This window comes from Shimazuella sp. NTD248 (assembly GCF_059510395.1).
In genome coordinates, this window is sequence record NZ_JCAJZT010000003.1 from 376,754 (window position 1) to 394,383 (window position 17,630).

Sequence of the window (17,630 nt, forward strand, 5' to 3'; positions counted from 1 at the left end):
AACAAGTATACCCATTACAGGAAGTGAAGGAGTTACTTTGAGTTATTTAAAATTAGATTGGATATTTCTGTTAATAAAAGAGTTATAATTATTATTTAATTTATTATTATAATCGTTTATAATTATCTACACAGTTTTTCATTCAGTTCACTACAACAAGATAGGTGATAGCGAATGAACATTCATCGCAATATTGAGGAAAATAAGACTGAATATACTCTAAATCAAGATCAACTCCACTATCCAAAAGAGATTGAAAACGACCTATTGAATTGCGGCCTCACAGAGAAAGAGCGGGTCGAAGTTCTCGCTACTGCTTGGGAATATGTCCGTTGCGGTGTCCCTGAGTTTACTAACTGGGAAAAGTACATCGCATTCGTCCGCTTAACAGCGCTGACAACTGTGGCAGAGTACCGGGGAGAGCTGGTAGACGTTGATCGGCTTCTTACTCCTGGTGAATATGTACTAGGCTATCCAGTTCGCGAGTTGCTAGACACTCTATTCGCCGGAACTTCCGTATATGACGCCATGTTACAAGAGTATGCCTCGTGTCTACTTTTCATGGCAGAAAAGACGTTGGATCAGCAATCTGATCTTTGCAAAAAGTATATAGAAGCCATTGCCTCCTCTCCCTCCAGATACTTCAGGCTTCGAGACTGTGATGCCCAGGTAAGATTATTTATCGCTGCAGCCGTGGCCTGCAATGATTTAGACCCGGACTTCGAAGAAGTTGAATATCAGGCTATGGCAGAGATCGGCATTACGATGTACGATGCCGTCGCCTTCTATAAACATAGAGCTGAAGCAGAAGTATCCAATCTATATGCTTATTGTGGACAAGACCTAGAATTTCGGCAGGAGGTCTACAAAAGTGCACGCTCCACTCTATGGGCACTAGAGACAATGTGGTGCAAAACCGTCCAGGGAAGATGTGCGATTAATCTCCTCAAAAATCTCCCACTCATTCACATGTCTATGCGTCGCTATCGATTTGTGGAGGATGGACTTACAATTGGCAAACCAGAAACAAGTGCTGTTGTTCGAGCTGCCCGAGAACATGTCAAGCTTTGGTACCGCAACGATGCAGACTTAACCTCTCAGGAATTAACGGAACGCCGTATGGAGTCGGTAGATTACATGCTGTATCCCGAGTTGAAGGAAGCTCTTCAGATTCCGAGTCAAGAGATGTGTCAGAAATGTATTCGACGCGAGGTCTACGGAGGGATGTCAGAAGGTCAATTTGGAGGAGTCATCCTCTGTAATGACTGCCAGGAAGAATGGAGATTATATGTCCGTTCATCTGGACCTCGTCATATGGGTTGGCTAGGATTTTTGAACTAATAGATTGAATCGACTTTTTACTAGTCACTAGAAAGAATGGAATAATGAGCACCACCATTACCATGTTCTGCACAAAGAAATAAAAAGACACCCCATGTAACAAAATTTAATTAACGCTCGTCCTCCAATAAATAGAACGAAAGAGCCTTTTAAGAGGAAATCTATTAGAAAAACACTTCATAGTATACGAACCTTGTCCACAATTAATGAATTAGTCTGCTTAAATGACGATCTGGGATTCTTTCCTTAGCATTAAAATCTAAATAAACACCTATAATATAATTTCTATGAAAATTATATTATGTTAAAATAAAATATCATTCTAACTAGGAATAGTAGGGGGAATATGATGAAACGGTCTTATCTTAATCCATACCCTTTTTACAAAAAAATGCGTGACGATCGCCCTGTTTTCTATGATCCTGACTTTATGAGTGTGGTAGATATCAAAGGAGCTTGGCAAATTTTTCGCTATGAAGATGTAAAAGAAGTAGCAAGAGATTATCGTAAGTTTTCCGTAGAATACATGCCCAAACAGGAAGATAATCCGATGAGTTATGGGATCAACTTTTCAGATCCTCCCTACCATAGCAAACTTCGTGCGCTGGTATCGGATGCTTTTCATCCCAAAGCGATTGAGCAAATGCGGCCATGGATCGAAAAGCTGGTCGATTCCTTTTTGGATGAAGTCGCAGAACGAGGAGAAATGGAAACGCTAGAAGATTTGGCGATATCCGTTCCCATTCAAGTAATTGCAGAAATTTTAGGAGTTCCTTATGAAGACAAAGAAAAATTTAAAGTTTGGTCCATCACTATCACCCAGAATCCCAATGAAGTAGAGGGAGGATTGGAGAAGTTTGTAGCGATCCAGCAAGAAATGAGCGCCTACTTTTTAAATTTGATCGAACAACGAAAACAAGAGCCAAAGGAAGATTTGATCAGTACCATCTTGTTTGCTGAAGTGAATGGAGAGAGATTGTCTATTCCAGAAGTGCTGGGTTTCTGTTTCTTCCTTTTGATCGCTGGCAACGAATCTACAACCAACTTGATTGCCAATACGTTATATGCTTTGACCCAGTTTCCAGATGTCCAAGCACACTTGGACACACATCCAGAAGATATTTCCAAGGCGATCGAGGAGTCGCTTCGCTATCGTTCTCCACTCCAATCCACGTATCGGATGGCCGCAGTGGATGTTGAATTTCGGGGGCAACAGATGAAAAAGGGCGACTTGGTCAACTTTTGGGTAGGGTCTGCCAACCATGATGAGACCGTTTTCCCCAATCCAGAAGTATTTGATATCCATCGTCCGAATTTAAATCATATCAGCTTTGGATATGGGATTCACCATTGTATTGGCGCACCTTTAGCACGGATGGAAGCAAAGGTCGTATTTGAAAAATTGCTAGGCAGGTTCAAAAATTTTCGTATCCAACCAGGAATCGAGTTACAAGCACAACCTAGTGATATGATGTATGCCTTCCAAACATTGCCTGTGTTGTTTGATAAGAAATAGAAAACGATGTGAAAATACGTTTGTCCAAGAAGTCGTTCGTTTAATAATGGGCGACTTTTTTTTGGATTGACAAATTAACCCTCTAACTGAATATGTAAAATGTCAAAAGAGTATTACTGGATTTATTCTCCTTAAATTCATGACTAACCAAATCAAACAAACTCCTCATCCACTTAAATGTGAGATATATTCAAATGCTGTTGTTCCATAAACGCTTTTGAAGTGCTTATTTAAATGGGTTAAATCAACAAAACCACATTCTGTTACTGCTGAATATATATCTCTATTTTTTTCTATTAACTGCTTTGCATATTCTATCTTGCAGTTAAGAAAGTATTGGTAGGGGGAAATTCCAGTATGAGCCTTGAATAAACGGATAAATTGGAATTTCGATAAATCAAGCTCTTTACATATCTCGTCAAGCTTAAGTACATTTTCTAAGTTGGTATGAAGCATATCCTTAGCTTTTCTAATTAGAACGTTATCTTTCTTATAATCTGTAGAAAAATTCGTTTGAATAAGGCTATCTGTAAGAGATAAAAGTAATTCACTGCACAAAGCCTCATCTTTTCCGCTTAATATTGCATTAGCAAGACTTAAAATTGTTTGTGCAAGTCTATCATTATACACAACAGGGGTTGAAAAACGCACGATATCTTTTTTCTCCATAACCTCTAAAAGCAATTCCGGTGCAATATATAACATAACATAATCTAGTCCAGACTCATCATGTGCCATTCCGTCGTGTGCCTGTTCTGGATTAAAAAACATAACTCCATTTCGATAGGATAATTGTAAACAGCCATCCAAGTTATAGTGTTGAATACCACGTAATGTTACACCTATTGCATATTCCTTATGAGAATGCTTTTTATACGTAAAACTAGTAATATTTGCTGATAAAGCAGTAATACCCGCTGATTTTTTATAGATAAATTTGTCCACATCATTCACCTCTTCATCAGCTTACTTACATCCATATCATAATTGCAGCATAAACTAAAAATAATGCCATTACAATATTAACCGTTTTTTTATGTTTCTGTAAAAAATTCTTGAAGATGGTACCGAAAAGCACCCAAGTTAGAAAGGCGGAAAATCCAATAAGAGTGATAGCTATTACACTTATTGTCACCGCAGGCATTGCGGAATAGTGGGGCATAATGAAGCTAGGAATGACAGTCATTGTAAACAGTACCACCTTTGGATTTAAAAACTGCATAAGAAAGCCTGACAGAAAGGTAGCCGTTTGATTTACGGCTGGTTTTGATGTATCCATTTTGTAAACCTGATAAGCGAGATAGAACATATATAAGCTTCCGATTATCTGCATAACCACTAAAATTTTAGGTATGATTGTTATAAGCATCGTATTTAATAAAACAGAAATAACAAGTAATAAACCAAAAGCGATAGTGGCTCCATACGTATATTTCATCGCTTTTTTTGTCCCAGAGCTATGAACGGTTGCTAATATGACAATATTAGTAGGCCCTGGTGTAAATGTAACAATAAAACAATATATGAAAAGAGATGTAATATCCATGACGAAAACTCCTTTTAAAGGTAATCTCATGGAAGTATACATCTTAAAATGAAATGGCATATAGTATATTATTGCAAGCTTATGCTTTGAGGTTAACTCTACAATTTTTGGATATTGATTGGTCATAACCCTGATTTCCTTACGCTAAGCGGGAAACCAAAGTTTTTTTCCATACTAATGGACCTTGTTTCACCTTCATGATGAGGTCTTAAAGCTCTTGATCGACCCCCTTCTCACACACCTACTTTCACTTCGATATTTGGTATATATAGAAGATCAGCAATCGAAATAAAAAAGTTCAAAGGATTTAATGAAATGCAAAGATCCTTGAAATGAACCTCAAGGATCTTTGTCATTACAACGATTGGGAAACATTCTGTTCTTTTTGTCCAAAAGGAATTTTTGTAAGTATTTTGTTTCCTAGTTGTAATCTATATACAAGGAACGCAGAAACTGTCCCCACTAAAATGCCTCCTACTACATCGGTCGGATAATGATGCCCTACATAAATACGAGAAAAACCAATTAGTAAAGCAAGCATCACAAGTGGAGTACCTAATTTGCGGTTATAGTTCCAAAGTGCTAGAGCAATTGCTACTGCTCCAGTAGTGTGATCACTTGGAAATGATGAATCCGCTACATGTGATAGTAATAAATGCACATGATGAGTTACAAAAGGACGCGGGTGAAAGTAGACCAAACCAATCAAAAAATTAATCCCCATCGCCAACGAAGCTGTTATAAATCCATCCACAGCCGCTAATCTGCTAGATGAGCGAAATGCCAGTATTAGCAGAATCATCATATATAAATAAGGACCATAGGAAGTTAATGCTTCAAAAAAATGATCCCACCAAGCATGTTGTCCCGCAAAACCGTTAATCCATTGAAAAAGTTGATAATCCAAGGTGTTTCCTCCTTCTTTTCATTACTACATGAATAAAAGACTGTTTCTAGAAACGAAAGTTCATTTTTTATCCTGTTAAATTACGGATCATCAAAAAAAGACTATCAGCATATTTTGGATCATGTTGGTAGTCAGTAGAAACACCTATTATCGCTTAGGTCATTACAATATTTGCTATTGATCGAGCAAGAAAGGGTATTAGAAACTGTTGACCTAATAGTTGGAGCTGATTGTGTTCTTTGACAACCCTTCTTATTTTTATTGTGTGCAATAATCTAACTTTGTTTTATGCTTGTTCAGCGATAATAACTGCATCCAAGATCTAACACTTATACGGCTATATCTGTTTCTATGATAGGTTTAGTGATTTGCATATAAAAAGAACCAAAGTCCTGAAACAACCCATGCATGTGTTCATCATATCCTGTTGTGACCGTCGAAAAACAAAAATGGACTTCTGTTGGAATGTAACAGAAATCCATCTTAATTACCCGATTAAAATACAATTGTTTCAGGAGAAACAACCTTGGCTTTTGATACATATTTAAAAATTGATATTAAAAAGTTTGTGCCAGATCTTTTGCTCGTTTCACAGCATTATCTTTAATTTCTTCAGCTTTGTATGGAGCTGCCATATGTCCTTCTATAAATAAGCCTTCTACTGACGAAATTCCAAAGAAATTCATCATGAGATTAAGATAACGATGCCCCATTTCTAAGTCAGCTGCTGGTCCTTCTGCATAGACACCACCGCGAGCTTGGATATGAAGAACTTTTTTATCTGTTAAAAGTCCAATAGGTCCCTGTTCTGTGTACTTAAATGTCTTACCTGCAACAGCGAGAGCATCTACATAGGCTTTCAATACTGGAGGAAATGATAAGTTCCATAAAGGGGTAACAAACACATATTTATCAGCTTTTAAAAATTGGTCATTCAATTCGGCAAGACGACTTACTTTTGCTTCCTCTTCAACTGAAAGCTCTTCAAAGTTGGTTCTGGATCGAAGTTTTTCCCAGCCATTGAGTACATCTGCATCGATTTGCGGTATATTTTCTTTAAATAGATCGACATGAACAACTTCATCATGAGGATTTACTTCTCTATATGAATCAATAAATGTTTTTCCAACTGCCATACTATAAGACTGTATTTCGTCATAAGGATGTGCAGTAATATATAATATTTTTGTCATTATTAATTAACTCCTTTTATAAAACGAATGATATTAGATCCATCCAAAAACATTTGCCATCTAAACAACGCGCGTTGTTTATTTATGATAAGATAGAGAAGAACTACTAGCAACCATCAAAATAGCTAATTTGTGGTTTACACAACACTTCTATTGTGTTGTCGTTTTTATTATGTATCCTGAAAAGGAGAAAAAAGATTATGACAAAAATAGATCCGCGAATACTTCGAACAAGACAATTGATTGTAGACGCTTTTGTTTTGTTAGCTGGTGAAAAAGATTTCAACCAGATAACCGTACGTGATATCACGGAAAAAGCTACAATTAATCGAGCCACATTTTATGCACATTTTACGGATAAATTTGATCTGCTGGATTCTACCATTACCAATCCATTCATTGACAAATTGAAATTAAGACTACATCCTCACCATGTTTTCAATGAGGATGTGATTAGAAATATCTTTCTATCCATGTGTGAATATCACACAGAGTTAAGCTATCTGTGTCCAAGAGGTTATCAATCACTGGGGGTTTTGATAGAAAGGAAAATAAAAGAGGAGTTACAAAAACTGATATTTGATCTTTCGCTTAAAGGATCTAGTTTGGTTGATGATAGGGAAATATTAAAAACGATATCAATCATGATAAGTTGGAGTATATATGGAGCTGCGTACACTTGGAATAACGATGGACGGATTATTTCAGCGGAAGAGTTAGTTACCAAGACGATTCCTGTACTTACAAATGGAATAAGAAAATACTTTGATAACATACTCAGCTAAATTCTCCGCATTACCGCTATTTGTGACACGGTTCACCATATCATCTCTGAGGCGCAATTTTTAGGGATTAACATTTTTCAAACCCTTCCTATTTAGAATTACTATTTTAAAATAGATTCATATCGGTTATAATGCCGTCCTACTTCTTTTACAGCATGTGCATCGGAACCAAAAACAAAAGGAATCCCTAGCTTTTGAGCTCTCTTTACAATCCATTCGGATGGATAAGGTTCCAAGCAATATTTCTTATCTAATCCAGCTGTATTGAAATCCAGTGCTATATCTTTCTGTTTTAGTAATAATAAAATTCCTTGTATCTCTTTCTCTGTTTCTTCTGTAACTGAAGTTCGACCTTGGATATAGTGTTGGAATTTTTGACACAGGGAGAGGTGACCTATTCGGGAAGGTTGGATCTGAAGGATAGCCTCTTTGATCGTTTCATAGTAAACCTGCTGTACGGATTGAAAATCCCCATGGTGTAAAACAACATTTTTTTCCAATTCCTCAGGAGTATAATCTACACAGCGCCATCCACCTACTCCTTTGAGAAAATGTACAGATAGAACAGTCTCTTCTATATAACCTTGATATTCTTGGAGTAGATTTCGCGTCCAATCGATATATTCAGGTAAATAATCGAGTTCAAACCCTACTCGTATTTCAATTTGGTCTTTATATTTTCGTTTTAACTGATGCATTTCTTTTATATAGTCATCAAGCTCTGTTTCTTGCATGGCAAAATATTGAACCAATTCTTTCTCATATGGCAAAACTTCACAGAAAGGACGAGGCAGTGGAGCGTGTTCCGTTAAAACGTATCGATCAAATCCTAATTCAATTGCTTTTTCAATAAATTTTGCTGTCTCTTCTCCAGAACCATGTGGACAAAAGTGAGTATGGGTATGCCCGTCTACTTTCATCTTCATCCCTCCCATTTATTTTCTCTTTTCTTAGCAATCATGAAATCACTTATCTCGGACGACCCCTTCTAGCAATAACTGCGTTTCTTCTTACCATGCTGACTATCATCATGACAGCTGAATGAATTACTTAATATTAACATGATAAAATATCCTGATTATGGAAATTTCTATTATATACAAAATGTCATTGTATTTTACGCTTGATTTATATATTATGGTCACGTTAATCCTGATAAAAGGACAAGGTGATATTATGAAAAAACTTGGAATTATATTCACATCTCTCGCACTTATTTTCCTGATCATCACTGGGTGTTCCCCCACAAAATCAAACAATGATACCCATAAGAAATCAGTGAAAATCGAAAAAGAAACGCCTCTTACAGTATTGAAAAAAAACCAAAAAGTATTGAAAACCATTAAAGGATTTAAGTATAGCAGTACAACACAAGAAAAAACCATGGATAGCTCTTATAACAATACAGAAATTGGAGAAGAACAATTCAATCCTGAAACCTCTCATTTTACAAACTCTGCAAAAGATGAATATTATTATGACAAACAAACTATCTATACGAAGAAAGCTGATCAATGGTCCAAAAAGCAAAACACGGATGGAAGAGTACTAGTAAGTAATATCTTTCCAACTCAAGTCGATTTCCTTGTCAAATATTTAGGAACCAAAGATCAAGCACCTGGTATTACTCTTAGCAAAACAGGCAACGAGTATGTTGTTACACTGGATATGATGACTGTTAAGAATCTTGATATGACTGATGCAGAATTCACCGAATTTAAGAAGAGAAACCTCTCTGGTAAAACAGAATTAACGATTGATGCAGATACATTTAAACCAAAAAAATATGTATACCAATTGAATACGAGAAATGGGGAAAAACGGAATGTAGAAATGACGCTTACTCCTTATAACACACCTGTTACGATTCCTGCAAATATCGTAAAAAGTGCTCATTCTGTTCAATAATAAAGAGTTTGATACGATCCCCAAATCGTAGACAGTAAAAATTTGTATAATCAGATTAAGGAAATAACGTTTATCCAGCGTTTTTCTTTTTATATTCACATCAATAGATGACCTAGTCTTTTAATGGGACAACAGATAATACTCGGATAAAGCTATCACAAGAAAAACAATTTACAGCTCAGAAGCCTCAAGCAAAAGATTAAGTCTAGAAAATAACGATAATATAGGAATTGGCAATAGAATTTTTTAATGATAGTACAAGTCTATGATTTACGAATGGTTGCCATCCCCAGTGTGGAACTGTATGGTTTCCTCACTCCGTTTAAATAAACAACAACATAGAAACCACATGACCTCTATGCACTTAGAGATCATGTGGTTTTTTACTAGAGGAGTAAAAAGTTATTTGGAGTAATATGATATTTTCTACTGTTAATAAAAGTAATACAATGAGCCAATCGCTCTACCCCTAGTTTAATTTGACTTTCGTTTACTTGAGAAATGCTTAATCGAAGGAGATTTTCCTTTTTATATTCTGGTAAAAACATTCTAGAGGCATCATCAATATATACATGCTGCTCGTTCAGCATATGAACTACCTGTTTTGCTGTCATATTCTCGGGCAGACTGATGGATAGAAAAAATCCTGAAGTCGGTTTAGAAATATGAGTGTTAGCCGGTAGTAATAATTCACATGCTTCTTGAATGATTTGCATTTTAGTGCGATATACCTCTTTTATTTTTTTAAGATGACTATTAAACATACCACTTTTTAAATAGATTTCTAGTGCGCCTTGTGAGAGTGCTGAACTATTAAAGTCCGAACTAAATTTATATCGTAAAAAATTGTTAATCATGATTGCAGGAAGAACGAGTGTAGCAATCCTTAATCCTGGTAGAAAAATTTTCGAAAAGCTTTTAATATAAATCACTCTCCCAGAAGGGGCAAATGAAAATAAAGGATCTGATTTTGAATTTGGATCAAGGTCTCCTAAAAAATCATCTTCCACTATATATACATCGTATTTTTCAGCTAACTCAACGATTTTTTTCTTTTCACTATTTGTATAGGAATGACCAAGTGGATTGTGAAATCTCGGGATAATATAGAAAAATTTTATATCATTATTTCGAAAAATGTATTCCAGACGATCAAGATCAATGCCTTCCATCGATAACTCAATTCCAAAAGTATTAACTTGTTGTAATTTGATGGATTCAAGAAATCCAAAATAAGTGGGCTGCTCCATTAGAATATTGTTTTTTCCATTTGGAAAGGGCATAGAAACTAATAAATGGAGGGCTTGTTGAGAGCCTGAAACAATAACTACTCTTTCAAGTTGAGTGAATACCTGTAAATTTTGCAAATATTTCACTAGTTGTACTCGTAATGAGTACAGTCCTTGTTGATCAGAGTATGTAAAAAGCTCTTCTTTATATTGTTCAATTGCTTGATTTATACAATGTTGAAATTCAACATAAGGCATAACATTTTTATCTGGACCAGCAGACAAGAAATCAATCACGTCATTTTCATTTGTCGGATTTTGAAATTCATTCACTACAAAGTAACCACTTTTAGGAACAGAATAAATGAAATGCTCTTTTTCTAATTCTTCGTATGCTTTAATGACTGTATTTTTGCTACATGAAAAATGCTCAGATAGCTGACGAACAGAAGGAAGTTTACTTCCTGCAATAAGTGTCCTATCTTCTAGCCGATGCTTAATCTCTTTCATTATCTCTATATATTTGGTGCTCATACATTTATCCCCCTTTAACTGTCATGGTACAGACAACTAAAAGAATGGTTTATTTTTTTATATGTACCTTTTAATATTTTAATTATAACAGAACTGTACTTTAATAAAAATCAAAAATGGTACAGATGTGATACAAAAAGAAAAGATAGGGGCAGGATGGGATGAAGAGAGAAACCAGAGAGAAATACGGATTATTGTTGGGATTACTTGGTGTTATGTGTTTTAGCTTAACACTCCCAGCTACAAGTATTGCAATAGAGTATTTTGGGACTACGGTCGTCGGTTTAGGAAGAACAGTTGTTGCTGCTATTTTCGTGGCAGTGGTATTGATTGTTCGAAAAGAAAAGCTGCCTTCTCCCCGCCATTTTAAAAGTTTGTTTCTTGTTGCAGTTGGTGCAGTTTTAGGATTTCCTCTTCTTACTTCTTGGGCAATGGAATCCTTGCCTGTTTCTCATGGAGCTGTGGAAGTGGCGCTGTTGCCATTAGCAACAGCCGGATTTGCTATGTTTAGAGCAAAAGAAATTCCTTCTCTCAAATTTTGGATCTCAAGTTTAATTGGCTCTGTAGCTGTTATTATTTATGCCCTTCACCTTGGATTCGGTCAACTGCAATTTGCTGATATAGCTATACTAGCAGCAGTGATTATACTTGGACTGAGTTATGCAGAAGGCGGGAGACTATCGAAAGAAATAGGCAGCTGGCAAGTGATTGCTTGGGCCATTTTAATCGGTGCGCCATTTTTCATTATTCCAGTTGGGCTAAACCTTACAACTGAAATGTTCCATGCCCCAATACATGCTTGGGTTAGTTTTATTTATCTCGCAGTGATTAGTCAATTTTTAGCATATGTTGCTTGGTACAGTGGAATGTCTATGGGGGGAATAGCAAGAGTTAGTCAGATTCAATACTTACAACCATTTTTAATGATTCTATTTGCAACAGTATTTCTAAATGAATCCATCACATTGTTCACTCTTGTAATTGCAGTGATTGTAGTCTTTTCTGTTATATTAGGCAAAAATGCTCCCATATCAAAAAAAGGATCTGTGTCAGAGAAAAACTAACTGTATGTTCAAAGGATTGTGAAGGAACCTAGCGACTGTTCACTTTAATAAGGTCTCTAAGACAATCTTCCAGAACAGTTCAAGGGCATTCTATTTCCTCTGAAAACTTCTGAGTAAATTACTGTCCCAAAAGCAATTCATAACATCTACGGAAACGAGTGTGCTTGAAGTCGTGATGTTCATGTTTCTCCTCGTTTAGACAATCCCATTATCGTTATCAAGTGGTTCCTCTACTCTGAATTCACACGAAAAACGGCTTCCATCGAATTGAGGGCAGCCGTTTTTTCAAATGATTAAGATCCTAGCTGACATTACACTGCTGTTAAAATGAGCGGCTTATCTTTGGTAATGACAATCGTATGCTCAAACTGTGCGGAGTAGTGATTGTCCGGCAGCAGCAGCCCCCAACCGTCAGCGCTCTCTTCTACAAATTCAGCTCCATCCGATACAAAGGTTTCCACAGCGAGCACCAGTCCGTTCGTGAGCAGCCTGTTGTCTCGCGGATCATAGTAATTCAGAATGCTGTCCGGCATCTCATGCAGTTCGTGGCCAATTCCATGTCCGGACAAATTGCGGATCACGGTGAATCCGTCCTTGTGAGCTTCGTTTTGAATCGCCCGTCCGATACCGCTGATCTTTGCACCCGCCCTGGCCTTCTGAAGCCCCCGATGCAGCGCGCGGAGCGAGCTCTGACACAGCTTTTCCTTATGCCGCGAACAGGTTCCTACCACTATCGTTGCCCCGGTGTCAGCATAATATCCCCCCAGTTCCGCCGACACATCAATATTAACGACGTCCCCTTCCTCTAGTACCCGAGGACCTGGAATGCCATGCGCAGCCACCTCATTTACGGAGATGCAGGTTGTTCCCGGAAAACCGTAGGTGATAGCAGGCGCGGAGATTGCTCCATGCTCATCCAGCACCCTTTTTCCGATATGGTCGAGCTCTGCCGTTGTGACTCCCGCCCGGACAAAGGACAGCATCTCTTCGCGAGCCATTGCAACAATACGGCCGATCCTCTGCAGAGCGATAAGATCATGTTCTGATTCGATGGTCAAGTTTTAAACCTCCAGTATTTGCAATACAACACACTTTTAATTCCAGTATACTCGAAAAAGAAATGCGTGACCAAAGATGTGACCAAACATTAATAGTCTAGGTTACAATCATATATATTCTTATTAACTCTTATTTTCTTTCTTCCCTATCTCACCTTGTACCATAACAATTAAGATTTCATCACCCATAATGATATAGGTATACATATGATACTTGTCCTATAGCTTTTTCATTGAAATATAAATTGTGTACAAATAACAATCTAATGTTCAATTGAAGAATCAACTTTGTACACAATTTTCCTTACCAAATTTAGGAATAACTCTTTTTCTTGTTCTGTAAGTCCATCAGTAGTAATTGTTTCAATTTTGCTCCAGGTATTTAAAACATCCTCTTTCAGATTATGGCCAGCTTGTGTAAGAGAAATGATCGTGACACGTTTATCTATCTGTGATCGGCGCTTGGTGATAAGACCCGAATCCTCTAATCGTCGAACGGATTTAGCAACAGTGGAATGGTCAAGACATAATGTTCTCCCTAAGGAATTCTGAGACTGGTTGTCTTGCTGCCATAACTGCATTAACAAAAGTTCTTGTCCAGGAAACAGTCCTATCTCTCGAAGCAAATTAGCTGCTAAGGTGCGATGAAACCGTACAAGAGCAAGGATAGAAAAGCTGACAGGAAATTCAGGAGAATTAAAGATTCCCTGAATTTCCTGTGTATCTTTCATATCTTTGTTTTTTTTCATTCATTCACTCAACTTTCACACTTCATTATTGATCTCAATATTACAATCGGTCTCCTCGAACCTTCACATTAGTACATCCGATTAAATACGACACAAATATCTACTCAGCCCAAGTTATGGAAAATTTCTTCACTTATTTTTGTTTCATTTTAAACTAGAGTTCTGATGAAAAGTTAGGAAACAAAATCTATTTATCATCAAAAATAAGGTGAGTATCATGATATGACACCAATGTTGTCGCTATCTTGCAAAAAGAATAGATATTGTAATCTAAAATTTAATTAGTTAGGAACATTTATACTCTATTATTTTTAGTTCTCATTTTTTAAGTTTACACGTTTCTTACTATGATGCAAATGCAACCAGACTGAGAGTGCAGCAAAACATCTGAGTGGAAATTTAGTCGAATTATTATTAATTACAGATGAACCTACACATCTTGAATCACCATTATTCCCCGTTTCCGCATAGAGAAACGACTCTATACTCTAATGAGGTGTTGGATTTTTCGTATCCACTTCCACTAACACTTTGAGAAAAATGCACGTAAGATCTTTCTATGCATATAGAACTTATTTGGGATAATATTTCAACTCTTCGGTTGAATGTTTGTGCTTTCGCTTCTACTAAACTGGAAGATGAACATTAATACACTCATGGATGAAAGCGTAACTGTGAACATTACAATCCGCATCAATGTTTCCCCTGTTTGTTCTGTCACTTTCATTTTCATTAGAATCTTATACCTCCTTGCTATTTTTAGTATGAAGACGGTTTCATCCCATGATATCCATGACTCTTGCTGCCATAACTGCATCAAGATTATTTCTTGTCTAGGAAACAATTTCTCGAAGCAGATTAGACGCTAAAGTGTAATGAGCACTTTAAATTGGCTTGGAAGTTTAGCTTTTACAACTGATTTCATTCTATCAATATATTCTTGACGAACTCTCCCAGGAGACATAAAAAACTCCATTTGCCTGCCAGTCTTATCCGTTAATAAACTCTTCAATTCTTCCTGCTTTACATTCACATACCAGACCCAATTGAAAGAAAAAGATACCAATAACTTGTGGTTCCCAAATTTTCAAATTCCCTTTTACATGATCATTCATATCTTCAAACCGCAATATACATACTATTAGTCAAGATAATGTTTTAGTATTTCTAACCCCATTTTCAACTCATCCACTGAGCTTGTGGAAGATAGCGCTATTCGTAAATATTTATCTGGCGTTGTCTGCCCACTAAGAAAGCGATCAGAATGAAAAACTCGAATTCCTTGTCTCTTTAAATCGGTTTCCAACTGTAAGATATCATGATCTTTTTGAATAGCATGCCAACGATAAAAACTAAGAGGATGCCCCATCGACTCTTGGAGAGGAAAATATTCGGTATAAATATCATTTGCAGACTGTGCTAGCTGTTTTTTTTGAACAACAATTTCATACGCCTTGCCCGATAAAATAAGCTCCGTAATAACCTCTGCATCGAAAGAAGACGTTTTTACATTGATGTTGAAAATACTCTGCAAAATATTCTTCCGAAAAGTATCCCCATAAACCATATAAGCGACTCTTAACCCAGAACAAATCGACTTAGCAGTGCCGCAAATATATACGCTCTGTTCTGGAAGCATCTGAAACATAGGCTGCCTATAGTCAGAGATAATACCTGCCGTCAGAAATGCATGGATATCATCCTCAATCAAAATTAAATGATGCTTGCGGATGACCGACGCTAATTCATGTTTTCGAAAATCTGAAATCATGACAGTAGTAGGATTACAGCAAGATGGCATTAGAAAAATGCCGTGAATCTTTGTTTGACAACACTGCTTTTCTAGTTCGCCAGGTAGCATTCCAAACTGATCTCCAAGAATGGGCACTAACTGAATATGGAGTATTTTTGCCAACTCGATAAAATTGGAATACGTGTATAAATCAGTTGCAATGCGATTACCGGGTTCAAATAATGCAGTCAATGCAATTGCCAATGCATTTTGAGCACCAGAAACAATCGCGACATGTTCTTGATCTGCATGAACACCAAAAGATTCCATCCAGTTTAACCCTGCTGTTTTCTGATGGGGGATACCAGTTGGATCACTGTAATTCAGTAGCTGTTCCAAATAACTTTTATTCACAACCTTTTGCATAGCCTCTGCTACCATATCATTAGTTTGCTCAAAAGAAGCAACAAAACCAAGATCAATACAGTTTGTGATTTGATCTGTGGAAATGGTGATCGAACGAGTAGCATTCGGAGCGACAAAGGTCCCACTTCCCGTGACAGCATAAATCAGTCCTTTGAACTCACATAGTTTGTAAGCACGAGTAATCGTAGTAAAGTTTAAGTCCAGAAAGTCAGCTAATTCTCGTTGCGGGGGTAATTTTGTTCCTGGTGCTAAAAAACCATTTATAATATCCTGTTCAAGAAGTGACGCAATGGAGTAATAAAATGGACGTTTTAGTACTTTCTTATCAGGTTTCCAAGACATGGGATAATGTTCAAATGAATTTACTGGCATACTACACCTCTACTTTTTTATTGCATCCATTACATACAGAATGAAATTTACGTAAACGTAAAAAGAATACGTTCCCATAAAGATATAACACTTCTGATTTCTATTTTGATGACAAGATAGAGGAGTCAATCTAGATAATTGTAATCCATACAATTCTTCTATCCGTTGTATGGATTTTATGTGTTACATTTGTATGGAATAAAGTTTAGTACTCAAGGAAGGTAAGCATATGAACAAAAGTGATCAAATAAGAACCGCCTTTCGTACTGCTTTTCCATACACCGTCCCCATTTTTGCAGGCTTTTTATTTTTGGGAATCGCTTATGGAATCTTTATGAATTCATTAGGGTTCCATGCCATCTACCCTATTTTAATGAGTCTCACCATATTTGCAGGATCAATGGAGTTTGTAGCAGCGAATTTAATGCTTAGTGCATTCCATCCACTTAGCACCCTTTTCCTCACTTTCATGGTAAATGCACGACATTTATTTTATGGCATTTCGATGCTGGATAAATATAAGGGAATCGGAATGAAAAAGTTTTATCTGATTTATGGACTATGTGATGAATCTTTTTCTATTAATTATACAGCCAACATCCCAAAAAATGTAGAAAAAGGATGGTTTATGTTCTTCGTGACCCTGCTCAATCATTCTTATTGGGTCATAGGAGCAGCAATTGGTGGCATTTTTGGATCTCTTTTGAAGTTCAACACCGAAGGACTCAACTTTGTTTTGACAGCTCTCTTTGTCGTGATCTTCATGGAGCAGTGGATGAAAGAGAAAAAGCACCATTATTCTCTCATAGGGCTTGGTCTTTCAACCATTAGCCTTATTATTTTTGGTGGAAACCATTTTATTATCCCTGCTATGCTTCTGATTCTGGGTTTGCTCACGATTCTTAGAAAACCCTTAAAGAAAGTGGAGGTAAGCACAGGACAATGAGTTTAACGCAACAGATTATTACAATTGCTATGGTTGTTTTAGGAACCATGCTTACAAGGTTTATTCCATTTCTCGTTTTTCCGGCGGGTAAGCCTACACCGGAGTATGTTCAATACCTTGGCAGAGTGCTTCCCTCGGCAGTTTTAGGACTTTTGATAATTTATTGTTTTAAGGATGTGAGTTTTCTATCTGGTAATCATGGCATCCCTGAACTAATTGGGGTTACAGTGGTTGTAATACTTCACTCTTGGAAGAAAAAGATGCTCCTCTCGATAGCAGGAGGAACAATTGTTTACATGATATTGGTACAATTGGTTTTCTGAT

Annotated in this window: 18 protein-coding genes; 7 read left to right on the forward strand and 11 right to left on the reverse strand. The window is 36.8% G+C overall.

Going from position 1 to position 17,630, the window contains the following annotated elements; genetic code table 11:
* The first annotated feature begins 174 nt into the window (after positions 1-174).
* Positions 175-1,341, forward strand: coding sequence for a hypothetical protein (locus AC5WOE_RS09070; protein WP_496052414.1), 1,167 nt, complete (start codon positions 175-177; stop codon positions 1,339-1,341).
* Positions 1,342-1,690: 349 nt separating this feature from the next.
* Complete coding sequence (locus AC5WOE_RS09075) at positions 1,691-2,857, forward strand: cytochrome P450 (protein ID WP_496052415.1); 1,167 nt, start codon at positions 1,691-1,693, stop codon at positions 2,855-2,857.
* A 165-nt stretch (positions 2,858-3,022) separates the two neighbouring features.
* On the opposite strand, the gene AC5WOE_RS09080 is transcribed toward AC5WOE_RS09075, so the two are convergent.
* The 4 genes from AC5WOE_RS09080 to AC5WOE_RS09095 form a co-directional block, all read right to left on the reverse strand.
* On the reverse strand, positions 3,023-3,802 hold the full coding sequence (locus tag AC5WOE_RS09080) for a helix-turn-helix domain-containing protein (protein ID WP_496052416.1): 780 nt from the start codon (positions 3,800-3,802) through the stop codon (positions 3,023-3,025).
* 25 nt (positions 3,803-3,827) lie between these two features.
* On the reverse strand, positions 3,828-4,403 hold the full coding sequence (locus AC5WOE_RS09085) for a LysE family translocator (RefSeq protein ID WP_496050685.1): 576 nt from the start codon (positions 4,401-4,403) through the stop codon (positions 3,828-3,830).
* Between the two features lie 355 nt (positions 4,404-4,758).
* Positions 4,759-5,310: an undecaprenyl-diphosphatase gene (locus AC5WOE_RS09090; protein WP_496050686.1), complete on the reverse strand. Its 552-nt coding sequence runs from the start codon at positions 5,308-5,310 to the stop codon at positions 4,759-4,761.
* A gap of 557 nt (positions 5,311-5,867) precedes the next feature.
* A complete protein-coding gene (locus AC5WOE_RS09095) occupies positions 5,868-6,503 on the reverse strand; it encodes an FMN-dependent NADH-azoreductase (RefSeq protein ID WP_496050687.1) in 636 nt (211 codons plus the stop codon).
* A 200-nt stretch (positions 6,504-6,703) separates the two neighbouring features.
* Between AC5WOE_RS09095 and AC5WOE_RS09100 the strand changes: the two genes are divergently transcribed.
* Positions 6,704-7,288 (forward strand): TetR/AcrR family transcriptional regulator, encoded by a 585-nt coding sequence (locus tag AC5WOE_RS09100; RefSeq protein ID WP_496052417.1) that lies wholly within the window; start codon positions 6,704-6,706, stop codon positions 7,286-7,288.
* Between the two features lie 101 nt (positions 7,289-7,389).
* Here the strand turns inward: AC5WOE_RS09100 and hisJ are convergent, their stop codons facing one another.
* Entirely contained in the window at positions 7,390-8,208 is an 819-nt protein-coding gene (hisJ, locus tag AC5WOE_RS09105; RefSeq protein ID WP_496052418.1) for a histidinol-phosphatase HisJ, read from the reverse strand.
* Positions 8,209-8,464: 256 nt separating this feature from the next.
* Here hisJ and AC5WOE_RS09110 point away from each other — a divergent pair, with 256 nt between their 5' ends.
* Positions 8,465-9,196 (forward strand): hypothetical protein, encoded by a 732-nt coding sequence (locus tag AC5WOE_RS09110; RefSeq protein ID WP_496050690.1) that lies wholly within the window; start codon positions 8,465-8,467, stop codon positions 9,194-9,196.
* Between the two features lie 386 nt (positions 9,197-9,582).
* On the opposite strand, the gene AC5WOE_RS09115 is transcribed toward AC5WOE_RS09110, so the two are convergent.
* A complete protein-coding gene (locus tag AC5WOE_RS09115) occupies positions 9,583-10,959 on the reverse strand; it encodes an aminotransferase-like domain-containing protein (RefSeq protein WP_496052419.1) in 1,377 nt (458 codons plus the stop codon).
* Positions 10,960-11,120: 161 nt separating this feature from the next.
* Between AC5WOE_RS09115 and AC5WOE_RS09120 the strand changes: the two genes are divergently transcribed.
* Positions 11,121-12,023: a DMT family transporter gene (locus AC5WOE_RS09120; protein ID WP_496050692.1), complete on the forward strand. Its 903-nt coding sequence runs from the start codon at positions 11,121-11,123 to the stop codon at positions 12,021-12,023.
* Positions 12,024-12,334: 311 nt separating this feature from the next.
* Here AC5WOE_RS09120 and map read toward each other — a convergent pair whose 3' ends face one another.
* The 5 genes from map to AC5WOE_RS09145 all read right to left on the reverse strand — a co-directional run bounded on the left by map (position 12,335) and on the right by AC5WOE_RS09145 (position 16,360).
* Positions 12,335-13,081 carry a type I methionyl aminopeptidase gene (gene map, locus AC5WOE_RS09125; RefSeq protein ID WP_496052420.1) on the reverse strand — a complete coding sequence of 249 codons (747 nt, stop codon included), beginning with the start codon at positions 13,079-13,081 and terminating at the stop codon, positions 12,335-12,337.
* A 263-nt stretch (positions 13,082-13,344) separates the two neighbouring features.
* Entirely contained in the window at positions 13,345-13,830 is a 486-nt protein-coding gene (locus AC5WOE_RS09130; protein WP_496052421.1) for a MarR family winged helix-turn-helix transcriptional regulator, read from the reverse strand.
* A gap of 589 nt (positions 13,831-14,419) precedes the next feature.
* Positions 14,420-14,563 (reverse strand): hypothetical protein, encoded by a 144-nt coding sequence (locus tag AC5WOE_RS09135; protein WP_496052422.1) that lies wholly within the window; start codon positions 14,561-14,563, stop codon positions 14,420-14,422.
* Positions 14,564-14,695: 132 nt separating this feature from the next.
* Positions 14,696-14,896 carry an FAD binding domain-containing protein gene (locus AC5WOE_RS09140; RefSeq protein ID WP_496050696.1) on the reverse strand — a complete coding sequence of 67 codons (201 nt, stop codon included), beginning with the start codon at positions 14,894-14,896 and terminating at the stop codon, positions 14,696-14,698.
* A gap of 75 nt (positions 14,897-14,971) precedes the next feature.
* Positions 14,972-16,360, reverse strand: coding sequence for an aminotransferase-like domain-containing protein (locus tag AC5WOE_RS09145; protein ID WP_496052423.1), 1,389 nt, complete (start codon positions 16,358-16,360; stop codon positions 14,972-14,974).
* Between the two features lie 229 nt (positions 16,361-16,589).
* Here AC5WOE_RS09145 and azlC point away from each other — a divergent pair, with 229 nt between their 5' ends.
* Positions 16,590-17,306 carry an azaleucine resistance protein AzlC gene (gene azlC, locus AC5WOE_RS09150; RefSeq protein ID WP_496052424.1) on the forward strand — a complete coding sequence of 239 codons (717 nt, stop codon included), beginning with the start codon at positions 16,590-16,592 and terminating at the stop codon, positions 17,304-17,306.
* On the forward strand, positions 17,303-17,629 hold the full coding sequence (locus tag AC5WOE_RS09155) for a branched-chain amino acid transporter permease (RefSeq protein ID WP_496050699.1): 327 nt from the start codon (positions 17,303-17,305) through the stop codon (positions 17,627-17,629). Before azlC ends, AC5WOE_RS09155 begins: the two co-directional genes overlap by 4 nt.
* Position 17,630 lies beyond the last annotated feature (1 nt).

Bases quoted from the DNA above. Each gene is read 5' to 3' on its own strand.
- AC5WOE_RS09070 (WP_496052414.1), top strand. From the start codon at position 175: ATGAACATTCATCGCAATATTGAGGAAAATAAGACTGAATATACTCTA.
- AC5WOE_RS09075 (WP_496052415.1), top strand. From the start codon at position 1,691: ATGAAACGGTCTTATCTTAATCCATACCCTTTTTACAAAAAAATGCGT.
- AC5WOE_RS09085 (WP_496050685.1), bottom strand. From the start codon at position 4,403: ATGGATATTACATCTCTTTTCATATATTGTTTTATTGTTACATTTACA.
- AC5WOE_RS09095 (WP_496050687.1), bottom strand. From the start codon at position 6,503: ATGACAAAAATATTATATATTACTGCACATCCTTATGACGAAATACAG.
- AC5WOE_RS09100 (WP_496052417.1), top strand. From the start codon at position 6,704: ATGACAAAAATAGATCCGCGAATACTTCGAACAAGACAATTGATTGTA.
- hisJ (WP_496052418.1), bottom strand. From the start codon at position 8,208: ATGAAAGTAGACGGGCATACCCATACTCACTTTTGTCCACATGGTTCT.
- AC5WOE_RS09110 (WP_496050690.1), top strand. From the start codon at position 8,465: ATGAAAAAACTTGGAATTATATTCACATCTCTCGCACTTATTTTCCTG.
- AC5WOE_RS09115 (WP_496052419.1), bottom strand. From the start codon at position 10,959: ATGAGCACCAAATATATAGAGATAATGAAAGAGATTAAGCATCGGCTA.
- AC5WOE_RS09120 (WP_496050692.1), top strand. From the start codon at position 11,121: ATGAAGAGAGAAACCAGAGAGAAATACGGATTATTGTTGGGATTACTT.
- AC5WOE_RS09130 (WP_496052421.1), bottom strand. From the start codon at position 13,830: ATGAAAAAAAACAAAGATATGAAAGATACACAGGAAATTCAGGGAATC.
- AC5WOE_RS09135 (WP_496052422.1), bottom strand. From the start codon at position 14,563: ATGAAAATGAAAGTGACAGAACAAACAGGGGAAACATTGATGCGGATT.
- AC5WOE_RS09145 (WP_496052423.1), bottom strand. From the start codon at position 16,360: ATGCCAGTAAATTCATTTGAACATTATCCCATGTCTTGGAAACCTGAT.
- azlC (WP_496052424.1), top strand. From the start codon at position 16,590: ATGAACAAAAGTGATCAAATAAGAACCGCCTTTCGTACTGCTTTTCCA.
- AC5WOE_RS09155 (WP_496050699.1), top strand. From the start codon at position 17,303: ATGAGTTTAACGCAACAGATTATTACAATTGCTATGGTTGTTTTAGGA.